Annotated in this window: 16 protein-coding genes; 12 read left to right on the forward strand and 4 right to left on the reverse strand. The window is 71.0% G+C overall.

Annotation, left to right across the window (positions count from 1 at the left end):
- The first annotated feature begins 92 nt into the window (after positions 1-92).
- Positions 93-1,751 carry a phospho-sugar mutase gene (locus H8R17_RS39120; RefSeq protein ID WP_187827951.1) on the forward strand — a complete coding sequence of 553 codons (1,659 nt, stop codon included), beginning with the start codon at positions 93-95 and terminating at the stop codon, positions 1,749-1,751.
- Between the two features lie 94 nt (positions 1,752-1,845).
- Here H8R17_RS39120 and H8R17_RS39125 read toward each other — a convergent pair whose 3' ends face one another.
- Positions 1,846-2,538: a PH domain-containing protein gene (locus H8R17_RS39125; RefSeq protein WP_187827952.1), complete on the reverse strand. Its 693-nt coding sequence runs from the start codon at positions 2,536-2,538 to the stop codon at positions 1,846-1,848.
- A 211-nt stretch (positions 2,539-2,749) separates the two neighbouring features.
- On the opposite strand from H8R17_RS39125, the gene deoC reads away from it, so the two are divergent.
- From deoC to H8R17_RS39150, 5 genes are all read left to right on the forward strand, one after another.
- Positions 2,750-3,742, forward strand: coding sequence for a deoxyribose-phosphate aldolase (deoC, locus tag H8R17_RS39130; protein WP_187827975.1), 993 nt, complete (start codon positions 2,750-2,752; stop codon positions 3,740-3,742).
- Between the two features lie 3 nt (positions 3,743-3,745).
- Complete coding sequence (locus H8R17_RS39135; RefSeq protein WP_187827953.1) at positions 3,746-5,176, forward strand: aldehyde dehydrogenase family protein; 1,431 nt, start codon at positions 3,746-3,748, stop codon at positions 5,174-5,176.
- Positions 5,169-6,056, forward strand: coding sequence for an aldehyde dehydrogenase family protein (locus tag H8R17_RS39140; protein ID WP_187827954.1), 888 nt, complete (start codon positions 5,169-5,171; stop codon positions 6,054-6,056). Before H8R17_RS39135 ends, H8R17_RS39140 begins: the two co-directional genes overlap by 8 nt.
- 94 nt (positions 6,057-6,150) lie before the next feature.
- Positions 6,151-6,786: a uridine kinase gene (locus H8R17_RS39145; RefSeq protein WP_316959666.1), complete on the forward strand. Its 636-nt coding sequence runs from the start codon at positions 6,151-6,153 to the stop codon at positions 6,784-6,786.
- Positions 6,787-7,323: 537 nt separating this feature from the next.
- The gene (locus H8R17_RS39150; protein ID WP_187827955.1) at positions 7,324-8,547 is read left to right on the forward strand and encodes an IS110 family transposase; all 1,224 of its coding nucleotides are present in this window, start codon (positions 7,324-7,326) and stop codon (positions 8,545-8,547) included.
- A gap of 295 nt (positions 8,548-8,842) precedes the next feature.
- Here H8R17_RS39150 and H8R17_RS39155 read toward each other — a convergent pair whose 3' ends face one another.
- A complete protein-coding gene (locus tag H8R17_RS39155) occupies positions 8,843-9,607 on the reverse strand; it encodes a SigE family RNA polymerase sigma factor (protein WP_187827956.1) in 765 nt (254 codons plus the stop codon).
- Between the two features lie 239 nt (positions 9,608-9,846).
- Between H8R17_RS39155 and afsQ1 the strand changes: the two genes are divergently transcribed.
- The 5 genes from afsQ1 (at position 9,847) to H8R17_RS39180 (ending at position 13,869) form a co-directional block, all read left to right on the forward strand.
- Entirely contained in the window at positions 9,847-10,524 is a 678-nt protein-coding gene (gene afsQ1, locus H8R17_RS39160) for a two-component system response regulator AfsQ1 (RefSeq protein ID WP_187827957.1), read from the forward strand.
- Entirely contained in the window at positions 10,521-12,179 is a 1,659-nt protein-coding gene (locus H8R17_RS39165) for an ATP-binding protein (protein WP_187827958.1), read from the forward strand. Before afsQ1 ends, H8R17_RS39165 begins: the two co-directional genes overlap by 4 nt.
- A complete protein-coding gene (locus H8R17_RS39170; RefSeq protein ID WP_262505863.1) occupies positions 12,176-12,874 on the forward strand; it encodes a hypothetical protein in 699 nt (232 codons plus the stop codon). Before H8R17_RS39165 ends, H8R17_RS39170 begins: the two co-directional genes overlap by 4 nt.
- 101 nt (positions 12,875-12,975) lie before the next feature.
- Entirely contained in the window at positions 12,976-13,557 is a 582-nt protein-coding gene (locus H8R17_RS39175; RefSeq protein WP_187827959.1) for a VanZ family protein, read from the forward strand.
- Between the two features lie 111 nt (positions 13,558-13,668).
- The gene (locus H8R17_RS39180; RefSeq protein ID WP_187827960.1) at positions 13,669-13,869 is read left to right on the forward strand and encodes a PspC domain-containing protein; all 201 of its coding nucleotides are present in this window, start codon (positions 13,669-13,671) and stop codon (positions 13,867-13,869) included.
- 131 nt (positions 13,870-14,000) lie between these two features.
- On the opposite strand, the gene H8R17_RS39185 is transcribed toward H8R17_RS39180, so the two are convergent.
- Both H8R17_RS39185 and H8R17_RS39190 read right to left on the reverse strand, forming a co-directional pair.
- Positions 14,001-14,354: an ATP-binding protein gene (locus H8R17_RS39185; RefSeq protein ID WP_187827961.1), complete on the reverse strand. Its 354-nt coding sequence runs from the start codon at positions 14,352-14,354 to the stop codon at positions 14,001-14,003.
- A gap of 141 nt (positions 14,355-14,495) precedes the next feature.
- Positions 14,496-15,653, reverse strand: a complete 1,158-nt coding sequence (locus H8R17_RS39190) for an adenosine deaminase (RefSeq protein ID WP_187827962.1) — start codon at positions 15,651-15,653, stop codon at positions 14,496-14,498.
- Between the two features lie 113 nt (positions 15,654-15,766).
- Between H8R17_RS39190 and H8R17_RS39195 the strand changes: the two genes are divergently transcribed.
- Complete coding sequence (locus tag H8R17_RS39195) at positions 15,767-16,528, forward strand: alpha/beta hydrolase (protein ID WP_187827963.1); 762 nt, start codon at positions 15,767-15,769, stop codon at positions 16,526-16,528.
- Positions 16,529-16,536 lie beyond the last annotated feature (8 nt).

Genomic DNA, 16,536 nt, shown 5'->3' on the forward strand with positions numbered 1-16,536 from the left:
GACCACCGGCCGCACCCCCACAGGCCGCGGCAGGCATACAACACAACCCGCACCCACCCACCACGAGAAACCCAACGAGAGGCTCACCCAACGTGCACGACGAACTCATCGCACGGGCCAAGGCGTGGCTGTCCGAGGACCCCGACACGGAAACCCGTGCCGAACTCGCCCGCCTCATCGACACCGAGGACGTCAAGGAACTCGCCGCCCGCTTCAGCGGCACCCTCCAGTTCGGCACCGCCGGCCTCCGCGGCGAACTCGGCGCCGGCCCCATGCGCATGAACCGCTCCGTCGTCATCCGCGCCGCCGCCGGCCTCGCCGCGTACCTCAAGAAGAACGAGCCCCCCCAGCGGGGAAATGGGGCCGGCCTCGTCGTCATCGGCTACGACGCCCGCCACAAGTCACAGGACTTCGCCCGCGACACCGCCGCCGTCATGACCGGCGTCGGCCTCCGCGCAGCGATCCTCCCGCGCCCCCTCCCCACCCCCGTGCTCGCCTTCGCCATCCGGCACCTCGGCGCGGTCGCCGGCGTGGAGGTCACCGCCAGCCACAACCCGCCCCGCGACAACGGCTACAAGGTGTACCTCGGCGACGGCTCCCAGATCGTCCCGCCCGCGGACACCGACATCGCGGAGGAGATCGCCGCGATCCCCTCCCTCACCACGGTCTCCCGCCCCACCGAAGGCTGGGACATCCTCGACGACTCCGTCCTCGACGCCTACCTCGCCCGCACGGACGCCGTCCTCGGCCCCGACTCCCCCCGCACCGCCCGCACGGTCTACACGGCGATGCACGGCGTCGGCAGGGACGTCCTCCTCGCCGCCTTCGCCCGCGCGGGCTTCCCGGCCCCGGCCCACGTCGCCGAGCAGGCCGATCCCGACCCCGACTTCCCGACCGTCGCCTTCCCCAACCCGGAAGAGCCCGGCGCCATGGACCTGGCCTTCGCCAAGGCCCGCCAGACCGACCCCGACCTCGTCATCGCCAACGACCCCGACGCCGACCGCTGCGCCGTAGCCGTCAAGGATCCCACCGCCCCCGACGGCGACTGGCGCATGCTGCGCGGCGACGAGGTCGGCGCCCTCCTCGCCGCCCACCTGGTCGACCGCGGAGCACACGGCACCTTCGCGGAGTCCATCGTCTCCTCCTCCCTCCTCGGCCGTATCGCCGAAAAGGCAGGCCTCCCCCACACCGAGACCCTCACCGGCTTCAAGTGGATCGCCCGCGTCGACGGCCTGCGCTACGGCTACGAGGAGGCCCTCGGCTACTGCGTCGACCCCGACGGCGTACGCGACAAGGACGGCATCACCGCGGCCCTCCTCATCACCGAGCTGGCGTCCGTTCTGAAGGAGCGAAACCGCACCCTTCTCGACCTCCTCGACGACCTCGCCGTGGCACACGGCCTGCACGCCACGGATCAGCTCTCGGTCCGCGTCGAGGACCTCACCCTCATCACGGCCGCGATGCGCCGCCTGCGCGAAGAGCCCCCGACCGAACTCGCCGGCCTGCCGATCACCCGCACCGACGACCTCACCCGGGGCACGGCCACCCTCCCGCCCACCGACGGCCTGCGCTACACCCTCGGCGGCGCCCGCGTCATCGTCCGCCCCAGCGGCACGGAACCGAAACTGAAGTGCTACCTGGAGGTCGTGGTCCCGGTCGCCACCCACGCCGACCTGCCCGCGGCCCGCACCAGGGCGACGGACCTGCTGACCGCCATCAAGCGGGACCTGTCATCGGCGGCAGGCATCTGAGCCCCGCCCCGAATGCCTGTCGCCCCGTTGGGGTGCCCACCCACGGGCGCCCCAACGGGTGTTTTCCGACGAAGTCCTCCCGAAAGGCCATACCTCACCCCACCGCCAGCAAGATCACCAACAGCACCGCACCCGCGACCGCCGGCCCGGCGACCTCGTACGCCCACCGCACGGTGACCTCCCCCTGCGCCGTCTCCGCCCCTTCGCGAGCCTGCTGAAGCTCCCGCAGCTCATCCATGATCCGGTCGGTCTCCGCCCGCACGGGCCCGTCCTGCACGGACCCATCCTGCGTCGGCCTGCCGAGACCACCGAAGCCCAGCCCCCTGCCCCGGCCCGGCCCCCGCCCGTCGGAGACACCGCGCGACCCGTCCGCAGCGGCCCGCGCCTCCTGCCGCGCGGCCCTCTTGCGGGCGCGCAGGGAGACAGGGAGGGCCCACAGCTGGTACTTGGTGCCGGAGCGGGCGACGACCTCGTTGGAGTAGCCGGACCGCAGCGAGGCGACCTGCCCCCAGGGCAGCACGATCACGCGGAAGGGGTTGCGGATGCGCAGCCGGTCCGCGTCGACGTACACCGCGGGGCGCAGGGTGAAGGCGACGATCAGCGGCACGACAAGGATCAGTGTGGCGAGGGCGAGCCACGGGGTGCGGCCCTCTCCCGAGATCACGGCGTCAATGCCGAGCCAGCCGCCGACGGCGAGCAGCAGGACGCCGCCGGCGATGCCGCCGGCCGACCGGTGGATACGGTCCCTGGGCTCGGGTTCCGGTGACTGGGGTTCGGGGGTCGTCATGGCCCCGATTCTGCCTCAGCGTTCTGGACGGCGGCCGACCGGTCGCCCAGGCGCCGTAGGGGTTCGGTCTGTGGGCGGGTGCGGGCCGTGGTGGGTTGCTCGCGCAGTCCCCCGCGCCCCTTCAGGTGGGACAGCTCCCCTCAGGCTCCAAGGGAGCCGCCAGTCGGGGGTGTACAGCCGCTACGCGCGTAGATATGCTCGTCTGGTGACCATGCCCACCAATGCATCCTCCCCCACTGCCGAAAGCGTGGGAGGTACCCCCAGCGCTCACGCACTGACGGACGTCACCGCGTCCGACCGCACGCTGCGCCACTTCCTTCACGGACTGCCCGGCGTCGACGCGGTCGGTCTGGAGGCGCGCGCCGCCTCGCTCGGTACCCGTTCCATCAAGACGACCGCGAAGGCGTACGCCATCGACCTGGCCATCTCCATGGTCGACCTGACGACGCTGGAAGGCGCGGACACCCCGGGCAAGGTCCGGGCGCTCGGCGCCAAGGCGGTCCGCCCGGACCCGACCGACCGCACCGCCCCCGCCACGGCCGCGGTCTGCGTCTACCCCGACATGGTGGCCGTGGCGAGGGAGGCCGTCGCCGGTTCCGGTGTGAAGGTCGCCTCGGTCGCCACCGCCTTCCCGGCGGGCCGCGCCCCGATGTCGGTCAAGCTGGCCGACGTGCGGGAGGCCGTGGCCGCCGGTGCGGACGAGGTCGACATGGTCATCGACCGCGGGGCGTTCCTCGCGGGCGACTACATGAAGGTGTACGACGAGATCGCCGCCGTGAAGGCGGCCTGCGGGACGAGCGCCCGGCTGAAGGTCATCTTCGAGACGGGCGAGCTGTCGACGTACGACAACATCCGCCGCGCGAGCTGGCTCGGCATGCTGGCCGGGGCGGACTTCATCAAGACCTCCACCGGCAAGGTGGCGGTGAACGCCACCCCCGCGAACACCCTCCTGATGCTGGAGGCGGTGCGCGACTTCCGCGCCCAGACCGGGGTACAGGTCGGTGTGAAGCCCGCGGGCGGCATCCGGACCAGCAAGGACGCGATCAGGTTCCTGGTCCTGGTCAACGAGACCGTCGGCGAGGACTGGCTCGACAACCACTGGTTCCGCTTCGGCGCGTCCTCCCTCCTCAACGACCTGCTGATGCAGCGCCAGAAGCTGGCCACCGGCCGCTACTCCGGCCCTGACTACGTTACGGTGGACTGACCCATGGCATTCGAGTACGCTCCCGCGCCCGAATCGCGCGCGATCGTCGACATCGCCCCGTCGTACGGCCTCTTCATCGACGGGGAGTTCGTCGAGAGCTCGGGTGAGGATCGCAACAAGACGATCTCTCCGGCCACCGAGGAAGTGCTCTGCGAGTACACCCAGGCCAACACGGAAGACGTCGACCGGGCGGTCAAGGCCGCCCGGAAGGCCTTCGAGAAGTGGTCAGCGCTGCCCGGCTCCGAGCACGCCAAGTACCTGTTCCGCATCGCCCGGATCATCCAGGAACGCAGCCGCGCGCTGGCCGTTCTGGAGACCCTGGACAACGGCAAGCCGATCAGGGAGACGAGGGACGCCGACCTGCCCCTGGTCGCCGCGCACTTCTTCTACTACGCGGGCTGGGCCGACAAGCTCGATCACGCGGGATTCGGTCCGAACCCCAAGCCCCTGGGCGTCGCCGGCCAGGTCATCCCCTGGAACTTCCCCCTCCTGATGCTGGCGTGGAAGATCGCCCCCGCTCTCGCCACCGGCAACACGGTCGTCCTCAAGCCCGCCGAGACGACCCCGCTGTCCGCCCTGTTCTTCGCGGACATCTGCCGGCAGGCGGGCCTGCCGAAGGGCGTCGTCAACATCATCACCGGTGACGGCCGGACGGGCGCCGCCCTCGTCGCCCACCCCGACGTCGACAAGGTCGCCTTCACCGGCTCCACGGCCGTCGGCAAGGAGATCGCCCGGACCGTCGCGGGCACCCGCAAGAAGCTCACGCTCGAACTGGGCGGCAAGGGCGCCAACATCGTCTTCGACGACGCCCCGATCGACCAGGCGGTGGAGGGGATCGTCAACGGGATCTTCTTCAACCAGGGCCAGGTGTGCTGCGCCGGGTCCCGTCTCCTCGTCCAGGAGTCGATCCAGGACGAGCTGCTGGAGTCCCTGAAGCGGCGGCTGGCCACCCTCCGCCTGGGCGACCCGCTCGACAAGAACACGGACATCGGCGCGATCAACTCCGCCGAGCAGCTGGCCCGTATCACCGCGCTCGCCGAGCAGGGCGAGGCGGAGGGCGCCGAGCGCTGGTCCCCGGCCTGCGAACTCCCCTCCTCGGGCTACTGGTTCGCGCCGACGCTGTTCACCAACGTCACCCAGGCGCACACCGTCGCCCGCGACGAGATCTTCGGCCCGGTGCTGTCGGTCCTCACCTTCCGCACGCCGGACGAGGCGGTCGCGAAGGCCAACAACACGCCGTACGGCCTGTCGGCCGGCATCTGGACGGAGAAGGGGTCGAGGATCCTCGCCGTCGCGAACAAGCTGCGTGCGGGCGTGATCTGGTCCAACACGTTCAACAAGTTCGACCCGACCTCGCCGTTCGGCGGCTACAAGGAGTCGGGCTTCGGCCGCGAGGGCGGCCGCCACGGCCTGGAGGCGTACCTCGATGTCTGACTCGCGACTCAGTGTGCTCAAGACCTACAAGCTGTACGTGGGCGGCAAGTTCCCGCGTTCCGAGAGCGGCCGGGTGTACGAGGTGACGGACTCGAAGGGCAAGTGGCTGGCGAACGCCCCGCTGGCGAGCCGCAAGGACGCCCGTGACGCGGTGGTCGCCGCCCGCAAGGCGGTGGGCCCCTGGTCGGGCGCGACGGCGTACAACCGCGGCCAGGTCCTGTACCGCGTCGCGGAGATGCTGGAGGGCCGCCGCGACCAGTTCACGCGTGAGGTGGCCGACGCCGAGGGTTTGTCGAAGTCCAAGGCGGCGGCGGTCGTCGACGCGGCGATCGACCGCTGGGTCTGGTACGCGGGCTGGACCGACAAGATCGCCCAGGTGACCGGCGGCGCGAATCCGGTCGCGGGCCCGTTCTTCAACCTCTCCTCCCCCGAGCCGACGGGCGTGATCGCCGTACTGGCTCCCCAGGAGTCGTCCTTCCTGGGTCTGGTGTCGGTGCTCGCCCCGGTGATCGCGACGGGCAACACCGCGGTCGTGGTGGCGAGCGAGAAGTCCCCGCTCCCGGCCCTGTCCCTGTCCGAGGTCCTGGCCACCTCCGACGTCCCCGGCGGTGTCGTCAACGTCCTCTCGGGCCGTACGGCGGAGATCGCGGCGCCGCTGGCCGCGCACCAGGACGTCAACGCGATCGACCTCGCGGGCGCCGGCGAGGAACTGGCCGAGGAACTGGAGATCGCCGCGGCCGACAACCTCAAGCGCGTACTGCGTCCACAGGCTGTGGATTACTTCGAGACGCCGGGCACCGACCGCATGACGGCGTTCCTGGAGACGAAGACGGTCTGGCACCCGACGGGGGCGCTGGGCGCGTCCGGCTCGTCGTACTGACGACAGGCCCCTCGAAGGACTGAGGTGTGACGCGCACTTCAAAGGCGACCCGCAGGGTCTACGGCGGCCAGGCGATGCCTCACACTGGTGTCCCGTGAGTTCCCCATCGCCCATAACGGCCCGAGTCGTGCTGCTCTGCGGCCCTTCCGGCTCCGGCAAGTCCCTTCTCGCGGCCCGCTCCGGGCTGCCGGTCCTCCGGCTCGACGACTTCTACAAGGAAGGTGACGACCCGTCGCTGCCCCTGGTGGCGGGGAGCTCCGACATCGACTGGGACCACCCCGGCTCGTGGGACGCGGACACGGCCGTCGCCGCGATCGCCGAGCTGTGCCGCACGGGCCGTACCCAGGTCCCGGTGTACGACATCGCGCGCAGTGCCCGGAGCGGTGCGGAGAGCGTGGACATCGGGCGCACCCCGCTGTTCATCGCGGAGGGCGTGTTCGCCGCCGAGATCGTCACGCGCTGCCGGGAGCTGGGCGTCCTCGCCGACGCGCTGTGCCTGAGCCGCGGGCCCGTGAAGACCTTCCGCCGCCGGTTCCTGCGAGATGTGCGGGAGGGCCGCAAGTCGGTGCCGTTCCTGCTGCGCCGCGGGTGGCGGCTGATGCGGCTGGAGCGTTCGATCATCGCCCGCCAGACCTCACTGGGCGCCCACGCCTGCGACCGGGACGAGGCGATGGGCCGGCTGGCGGCTGCGGCGGCGGGGCGGTGCGCGACGATGGGTACGGCGGCGTAGTCGACGTACGGCGACGTACGGCAGGGACAGACGTACGGCCAAGAAAGGCGGGACTGGACGGACCCCCCGGCCCTCCAGTCCCGCTCCCCTTGTGTTCCCCCGTTGGTCCCCCCGTACGGTGACGCCCCCAGCGTCCCCGCGGTTCCCCCGTTATCCCCTTGTCCCCCGTTACTTCATCCCCGTTACCTTTTTCGTGGCCCCGCAATGGGGCGCCTGGCCCCTGGGTCCGGTATGGCTGTGTGCCCCCTGTCGTACGGATGACCTGGGGGGTGTTGCCGCCGGGCTTCGGGGCACCGCTTGACCGCTGATGNGGGTCCGGTATGGCTGTGTGCCCCCTGTCGTACGGATGACCTGGGGGGTGTTGCCGCCGGGCTTCGGGGCACCGCTTGACCGCTGATGAGGGGCCTGACGACCGCCTTGTCCGGCGCAATGCCGGGCCGCTTCACGGGTGGCATGTCTGCGTAACGTGGTTGCCGGCGTGTGGTGCCGCAGGGACGGCCGGGAGTTGAGGAGACGAGTGGCGAGGGGCACGCGCACATGGTCGACACGACCGCGATAGATCTCTTCCTCGGCCTGGACCTGGGCAAGGAGTTCCACCACGCCCACGGCCGGACCGAGGACGGCAGAACCGTGCACGACAAGCGGCTGCCCAACACCGAGCCGAAACTACTGGAGCTGTTCACCAGGCTGGTGGCGAAGTTCGGCACCGTTCTGGTGATCGTGGACCAGGTCGCCAACATCGGCGCGCTGCCGCTGACGGTGGCCCGCGCGGCCGGCTGCCGGGTGGCCTACCTGCCCGGGCTGTCGATGCGGCGGGCCGCCGATTTGCACCCGGGCGAGGCCAAGACCGACGCCCGTGACGCGTTCGTGATCGCCGAGACCGCCCGCACCATGCCGCACACCCTGCGTGCGGTGGACCGCGACGACGAGGTGCTCGCCGAGCTGACCATGCTCACCGGCTACGACAACGACCTGGCCGGCGAGGTCAACCGCGCCACCAACCGGCTGCGCGGCCTGCTCTCCCAGATCCACCCCTCTCTCGAGCGTGTGCTCGGCCCGCGCCTGGCCTACCCCTATGTCCAGGCCCTCCTCCAGCGCCACGGTTCCCCGGCGCGACTGAGGAAACTGGGCCGGGCCCGCTGCGAGGCCCTGCTCAAGGCACACGGCTCGCGCAAGGCCCACCACCTCTCCACCGAGATCTTCGACGCGCTCGCCGAGCAGACCCTGGTCGTTCCGGGCACCGAGGCGTCCGCGCTGATCGTGCCGGGCCTGGCCGCCCAGCTCGCCGCCGCCCACACCCAGCGCCGCCAGGCCGAGCAGGAGATCGCCGCCCTGCTGGAGGCCCTCCCTCTTTTCCACCTCCTGACCTCCCTGCCCGGCCTGGGCGTCAGGACCACGGCAGCCGTGATCGTCGCGATCGGTGACGGCACCGGCTTCCCCACCGCCGGGCACCTCGCCTCCTACGCAGGACTCGCGCCCGCCACGAAGTCCTCGGGCACCTCCATCCGCGGCGAGCACGCACCCCACCGCGGCAACCGGCTCCTCAAACGAGCCCTGTTCCAGGCCGCGTTCGCCGCGATCGGCTGCAAAGCCGACTTGTCCTCCCGGATCTACTACGACCGGCAACGCGCACGCGGCAAGACCCACACCCAGGCGATCCTCCGCCTGGCCCGCCAGCGCGTGAACGTCATCCACGCGATGATCCGCACCGGGGCTCTCTACGAAGCGCGCACGCCGGGCGACGTCGACCTCGCCGCCTGACGACTCCACCGCCCTTACCCTCCAGGCCCCATCATGCCCGCGCACCGGCACGGCCACTCCGGCCCTGCCCGCCACCGGGCTGCCCATCAGCCACCCGATCCGCCGGGAACGTCCCGCTTCGCGGGACGTTCCCGAAAACCAGGATCAACCCCTACAAGCCGACCCCACCGGGGTTGACGAAACAGATAGGGGCACCNACGTCCCGCTTCGCGGGACGTTCCCGAAAACCAGGATCAACCCCTACAAGCCGACCCCACCGGGGTTGACGAAACAGATAGGGGCACCTCCCCGGCCTTCAGGCGACGAGCTCCCCGAAGGCGTCTTCCTGGTCACGGCCGAAGCTGAGGACCTCGTCCTCGCGCAGCCGGCGCAGCGAGCGCCAGATGCTGGACTTCACCGTGCCCACACTGATGTCGAGGATCTCCGCGATCTCCGGGTCCGTGCGGCCCTCGTAGTAGCGCAGGACCAGCATGGTGCGCTGGAGTTCGGGCAGCCGGGCGAGCGCCTGCCACAGGACCGTGCGCAGCTCGGTGCCGCGCATCGCGTCCGTGTCACCGGGCGTCTCCGGCAGTTCCTCGGTCGGGTACTCGCTGAGCTTGCGCCGCCGCCAGGCGCTGATGTGCAGGTTGGTCATGGTGCGGCGCAGGTATCCGCCGACCGCGGCCTTGTCGCTGATCCGGTCCCACGCCTTGTACGTCGAGAACAGCGCGCTCTGGAGCAGGTCCTCGGCCTCGAAGCGGTCGCCGGTGAGGTGGTAGGCGGTGGCGTACAGGGAGGCGCGGCGCTCCTGGACGTAGGCGGTGAACTCCGCCTCGGACAGCGAGCGACGCCGCTCCCCCGAGTCCTCCCTGTACGCGGCTCCCCCGTGCGGTTCCCCCGTGAAACCGTCAACCACCGTCATGCAGGGCTGAAGCCCTTGCTGCGCATACCCGGTGTGCTGACGCCCGGTGCCGCGAGCGCACCCCCGCCCGCTCACGGCACCGGACTTCTCGGAACCCCGGTGCACGTCGTGCAGGCGCGTGACCACTGCGCTGGTGCTGGTGCCGTGCAGCGTGTTCATCTCGCGCCCCCCGTCGTGGACTTACCGGTGTTCGGCCTGCTGGGTGTTGCTGTTGTCCTGCCTGTGCACAAGAGCTTGCCGAAGCGACTTCATGGCCGTGTCCGCCGACTGTCACAGGCCTGTCACAGGGGTCCGGCACAGCGGCCGCGAAGATCACGCACAGCACTCCGCGGTACGTGCGCGTCCCGCTTGTGGGCCACAGGTCGAACCGCACCCCCTCCATGGGCCAGAATGAGCCCGTGCCTTCCCTGTTGCTGATCGAGGACGACGACGCCATCCGCACGGCCCTGGAGCTCTCACTGACGCGCCAGGGACACCGCGTGGCGACCGCTGCCAGCGGTGAGGACGGTCTGAAGCTCCTGCGCGAGCAGCGGCCGGACCTGATCGTGCTGGATGTGATGCTGCCCGGCATCGACGGCTTCGAGGTCTGCCGGCGCATCCGGCGCACCGACCAGCTGCCGATCATCCTGCTGACCGCGCGCAGCGATGACATCGACGTCGTGGTCGGGCTGGAGTCCGGTGCGGACGACTACGTCGTCAAACCGGTGCAGGGGCGGGTGCTGGACGCCCGGATCCGGGCCGTGCTGCGGCGCGGCGAGCGGGAGTCCAGCGACTCGGCGACGTTCGGCAGCCTGGTCATCGACCGGTCGGCCATGACGGTCACCAAGAACGGGCAGGACTTGCAGCTCACGCCCACCGAGCTGCGGCTGCTGCTGGAGCTGAGCCGGCGGCCGGGGCAGGCGCTGTCGCGGCAGCAGCTGCTGCGGCTGGTGTGGGAGCACGACTATCTCGGTGACTCGCGGCTGGTGGACGCCTGTGTCCAGCGGCTGCGCGCCAAGGTCGAGGACGTGCCGTCGTCCCCGACGCTGATCCGTACCGTGCGTGGTGTCGGCTACCGGCTGGATCCGCCTCAGTGACACAGGAGCAACAAGGGGGGCCGCACGGCAAGGTGATCCTCTCGCGGCTGCGCTTCACCAGTCTGCGCCTCAGGCTGGTCGTCGTCTTCGGTCTGGTCGCGCTCACCGCCGCGGTGTCCGCGTCCGCGATCGCGTACTGGCTCAACCGCGAGGCAGTCCTCACCCGCACCCAGGACGCCGTGCTGCGCGACTTCCGGCAGGAGATGCAGAACCGGGCGGGTGCACTGCCGGAGCACCCCACGCAGGACGAGCTGCAGCGCACCGCCGGTCAGATGGCCAACAGCAGCCAGCGCTTCACCGTGCTGCTGGTCGGCGAGAACGCCGAGGGCAGGACCGTGTACGGCAGCTCGGGCGGCCTGAACGGGTTCTCGGTGAGCGATGTGCCGGCGTCGCTGCGCGACGCGGTGAACAAGCGGCAGAAGATCAACGCCGGCAACAAGTACGAGTACCACCTGTTCTGGCAGCGGACGGTCGACGGCGACACCCCGTACCTGGTGGCCGGCACGAAGGTGATCAACGGCGGCCCGACCGGTTACATGCTCAAGTCGCTGGTGCCGGAGGCCAAGGACCTCAACTCGCTGGCCTGGTCGCTGGGGATCGCCACCGGGCTCGCGCTGATCGGCTCGGCGCTGCTCGCGCAGGCCGCGGCGACGACCGTACTGAAGCCGGTGCAGCGGCTCGGGGTGGCCGCCCGGCGGCTCGGCGAGGGCAAGCTGGACACCCGGCTCAGGGTGTCCGGGACCGACGAACTCGCCGATCTGTCCCGGACGTTCAACAACGCGGCCGAGGCGCTGGAGAAGCGGGTCGCCGACATGGCCGGGCGGGACGAGGCGTCCCGGCGGTTCGTGGCGGACATGAGCCACGAGCTGCGTACACCGCTGACCGCGATCACCGCCGTGACGGAGGTGCTGGAGGAGGAGCTGGAGGCGGAGACCGGGAGCATGGACCCGATGATCGAGCCCGCCGTACGGCTGGTGGTCAGCGAGACGCGACGGCTGAACGACCTGGTCGAGAACCTGATGGAGGTCACCCGCTTCGACGCGGGCACCGCCCGGCTCGTCCTGGACGACGTCGACATCGCCGACCAGATCACGGCGTGCATCGACGCTCGGGCCTGGCTGGACGCGGTCGAGCTGGACGCCGAGCGCGGCATCCACGCGCGTCTCGACCCGCGCCGCCTGGACGTGATCCTGGCGAACCTGATCGGCAACGCGCTCAAGCACGGGGGTTCGCCGGTGCGGGTGTCGGTGCGAGAGACCGACGAAGAGGGTGCCGCCGTCGTGATCGAGGTGCAGGACCACGGACCCGGCATCCCGGAGGACGTGCTCCCCCACGTCTTCGACCGCTTCTACAAGGCCAGCGCCTCCCGGCCGCGCTCCGAGGGCAGCGGCCTGGGCCTGTCCATCGCTCAGGAGAACGCGCACATCCACGGCGGCGAGATCACCGCCGCCAACTCCCCCGGGGGAGGCGCGGTGTTCACCCTGCGGCTGCCGCGCGACACGTCCGAGGTGGCCCAGGACCGCGTCGACACGGACAAGAGCAAGACCTCGGAAGAGGGCAAGGGCCAGGGCAGGACCGAGGACCAGACCAAGGACCAGATCAAGGACGGGGACACGGACGGCCCGGGCGGCGGCTCGGAGGGGGATGCCGGATGAACGTACGCCTTCTTCCGGGCCTGCGGGCCGGGGGCGGGGGGCTCCGCCGGGTGACGCGGCGGGGCCGTACCGTCGCCGGGCGGCGGAGGGGCCGTACTGGCACCGGGCGGCGGCTGCTCCTCGTGCCCGTGCTCGCCTTGCTGCTCGCCGGGTGCGGGATCCGGGCCACGGAGGTACCGACGGACTTCGGGCCGGCGCCCTCGCGGGCACGGTGTTCGCTGGCCGAGCCGGATGTGTCTCAGGCCTCGCGGGGGCTGCCGGTGCAGGTGTTCCTGCTGTGCGGGTCGTCGCTGGTGACCGTCGACCGGATCGTACGGGTCCCGGACGGCACCGCGGACTCCGCGCGGCGCGCACTGGTGGCGCAGGGGCTGCTCGACCAGCTTGCGACGCCGCCGTCGGCCACCGAGAGGGACGCGGGGTACCGCACGGACGTACGCCGTGGCCTGCGTGTGACCGGTCCGCGGATCGGCGACCCCGATGACGCGCTGCGGATCAGTACGGCGCCGGGCAGCCTCACCACGTACGCCCTCGCCCAGATCGTGTGCACGTTCTCCGACTCGGCGGCCGCCGAGGGCGACGGCTCGGTGATCCTGGGCGGCCCCGGCGACGAGGCGCCGCGCCGCTACGAGTGCACCGACGAGGTCCGCGCCCGCCCGGCCAAGGAGCCCCCGTCGACGGAGGCCACCGGCGGCTGACGGTGCCGACCGGAGGCCGGTGCGGCGTGTGGCGCATGCCTCACCCGCTACCCGGGGGGTATCCCGGAACCGGAGGTGGCGAAGGCCGCGTCTAGTGGGGCGTGCAGCGTCAAGGCTCCATCGGCGGCAGCGCCGCGATCCGCATCCGTGTGACGGGAAGTGTCCTCCTCGTCGCCCACCTCGCGTTCGTCGCCTGGTACACGCTGCGGCCGCTGGACGTCCCCTGGGTGATGCCCGCCAACCTGCGTCCGTTGGCCGGGATCCGGGCCGACCTGGCGCTGGGCTGGCCGGAGGCGGCCCGGCACATCGGCGCCGGGCTCGCCCTGCTCGCGCCGCTGGGCGTGCTGCTGCCGATGGCCGGCGGCCGGCTGGCCGTCTCGCCGCTGGGCTCCCTGATCCGTACCGTCGCCGCGGGCGCGCTGCTGTCGCTGGGGATCGAGCTGCTGCAGACCGGGGTGCCCGGTCAGGTCGCGGACGTCGACGCGCTGCTGCTGAACACCACGGGCATCGCCCTCGCGCACCTCGCCGTGGTCCCCGTGGGCCGTTCCTGGCTACGGCGCCGGGCCGAGCGCGGGCGCCGCGCGGACGTCCCCTGGGAGGAGGCTGCTCAGGGTCGTACCCCGACAGTTCCCAGGGTCGGGATCGCCCCCTGGAGTGACGCTTTGCCCCCTTCGTCTCCGTAACGTGGATGTCAGACGGGGTACCCGGAAGGCAGACCCCGCACCGACGGGGCGCCGACCGGGGCCTCGCACCGGCACTCGGGGCAACCGAGCCCCACAGACGAAGGAGCTGCAATGTCTCGCCTGGCCCGCCCCACCAACGACCGCATGATCGGCGGAGTGTGCGCCGCGCTGGCACGGCGCTTCGGCACCTCCGCGACGACGATGCGGGTGATCTTCCTGCTGTCCTGCCTGCTGCCGGGCCCGCAGGTCCTGCTGTACATCGCGTTGTGGATCGTGCTGCCCTCGGAGGAGAAGGCCCGGACTGCCTGGTGAGCCGCCGCCGCGCGGATACTCCTGCCGCGCGGCGACGCACCCGGACCCAACCCCGCCTGCCGCGCAGATACGCCGATGGGGCGCACCCCGTGTCCAGGGGTGCGCCCCATCGGCATGGTGCCCGCGGGGGCTCAGCCGAGCGGGATGCCGTTCACCGGCGCGCCCTGCGCGGGCAGACCCTCCGTCGACATTCCGCCGGGGAGCCCGGCGGCCGGCCCGGTCGGGCCCTCGGCGAGCAGCTGCTCGGCAACCGGCTGCGCGGCGGTCAGGGGCGCACCGGCCGCGCCCTGCCCCTCGCCCAGCGCCTCGTCCGAGCCCGGAAGCGTCTGGGGAAGGCTCTCCGCGGGGAGCGCCTGGGTGACGGTGCCCAGCGCCTGGGAGGTGTCCGGAAGGGCCGGGGCCGCGTTGGCGGCACCCGCGCCGGCCGCGGCGAAGGCGGCACCGAGGGCGGCGACACCGAGGGTCTTGACAGCAGACTGCTTCATGAAATGCGTCCTTGAAATGGGATCAGGGGTATCTGAGCGGTCCTGCGACCGTAAACAGGCGACACCACCCGCCGCAAACATCGAAATGCGGACAGATTGTGAACACGGCCTGTATTTACTATTCCCCCCGACCGTCCCGGATCAGCCCTCCGCGTCCACAGAAGCGCTGGTAGAGGCGGTCTGCCGGAACAGCCATTCGGATTTCAGCTCCGCATATCCGGGCTTGATCACGTCATTGATCATCGCGAGTCGTTCATCGAAAGGAATGAATGCTGATTTCATCGCATTGACGGAGAACCACTGCATGTCGTCGAGCGTGTATCCGAAGGCGTCGACAAGTTGCTCGAATTCTCGGCTCATGCTGGTGTGGGACATCAGCCGGTTGTCCGTGTTCACAGTGGCGCGGAAGTGCAGCCGGCGCAGCAACCCGATCGGGTGCTCGGCGTACGACGCCGCCGCCCCGGTCTGGAGGTTGGAGCTGGGGCACAGCTCCAGCGGGATGCGCTTGTCCCGTACGTACGAGGCGAGCCGCCCGAGCTTCACCGAACCGTCGGCGTGGACCTGGATGTCGTCGATGATGCGCACCCCGTGCCCGAGCCGGTCGGCGCCGCACCACTGGAGGGCCTGCCAGATCGACGGCAGCCCGAAGGCCTCGCCGGCGTGGATGGTGAAGTGGTTGTTCTCCCGCTTGAGGTACTCGAAGGCGTCCAGGTGGCGGGTGGGCGGGTAACCGGCCTCGGCGCCCGCGATGTCGAACCCGACGACACCCAAGTCCCGGTAGCGGTTGGCGAGCTCGGCGATCTCCAGGGCGCGGGCGGCGTGCCGCATCGCGGTGAGCAGGGCGCCGACCCGGATGCGGTGGCCGTTCTCCCTGGCGCGCCGCTCCCCTTCCCGGAAGCCCTCGTTGACGGCCTCGACGACCTCTTCGAGGGCCAGCCCCTTCTCCAGATGCTGCTCGGGCGCGTAGCGGACCTCGGCGTAGACGACCCCGTCCTGCGCGAGGTCCTCGGCGCACTCCGCTGCGACCCGCACGAGTGCGTCGCGGGTCTGCATCACGCCGACGGTGTGCGAGAAGGTCTCCAAGTACCGTTCCAGGGAACCGGAGTCGGCGGCCTCCCGGAACCAGATACCGAGCTTTTCCGGGTCGGCGTCAGGGAGGTGCGGGTACCCGTTGTCGCGGGCGAGCTCGACGATCGTGCCGGGCCGCAGCCCGCCGTCGAGGTGGTCGTGCAGCAGAACTTTCGGCGCCCGGCGGATCTGTTCCGGCGTCGGGGTCTTCGCGATGCTCGTGCTCGTCATCTCCGCACTCTAACTCCTACGCGCGTAGATCGCTCGGTGTGCGAATCGGCCGATACGCAACGGTGACCCCACGGACGGGTTTAGTACACTCGCGCTTCTGACACTGTTCTGTCATGGCACAGCAAGCGACGCCGGTTCGCACGGCCCGCCTTGGGCGGGCGTTCGGTCCGGAGCCGACGGCGGTGAGCGGGGCGGTGCTGCTGCTCCCCGGCGGCGACGAGGCCTCCAGCCGCAGACCGTCCCCCATTTTGGCGACCGCATCCGTACGCGCCCTGGGGCGCCGGCTCGCGCGCGCGGGCCGGGACGAGGGCGTGGCCGTCCACGTCGTGCACTACCGCTATCGCGGCTGGAACGGCAGCGAGGCCCATCTGGCGGCCGACGCGACCTGGGCCGCGGACGAGGTCGTACGGCGGTATGGCGACGTTCCGGTCTGCCTCGCCGGCATCGACATGGGCGGGCGGGCCGCGCTGCGTGCGGGTGGGCACGAGGCGGTCAACTCCGTGCTGGCGATGGCTCCTTGGCTGCCGGTTGAGGATGTGGCCGCGCCGCCCGAGCCGGTGAAGCAGCTCGCCGGGCGGCGGGTGATGATCGTGCACGGGACGCGGGACGAACGGAGCGATCCCGAGTTGTCGTTCCGGCTGGCGGCGCGGGTGAAGAAGGCGAATCGGGATGTGTGCCGGTTCGAAGTGCATTCGGATGGGCACGGGTTGCACCAGTACCGGGATGAAGTACAGGCGCTGGCTGAGGATTTTGTGATGGGGGCGTTGTTCGGGTGGGTGGTGTCGCGGCCTGTGCAGGATGCGTTTGCTGCGCCGCCGCCGTTGGGGTTGCGGATGCCGTTGGCTGCGGGGTTCGGTTCTTCGTGGAAGCGGTAGGCCCAGCG

It is taken from the genome of Streptomyces sp. TRM68367, from assembly GCF_014495685.1.
Lineage (GTDB): Bacteria > Actinomycetota > Actinomycetes > Streptomycetales > Streptomycetaceae > Streptomyces.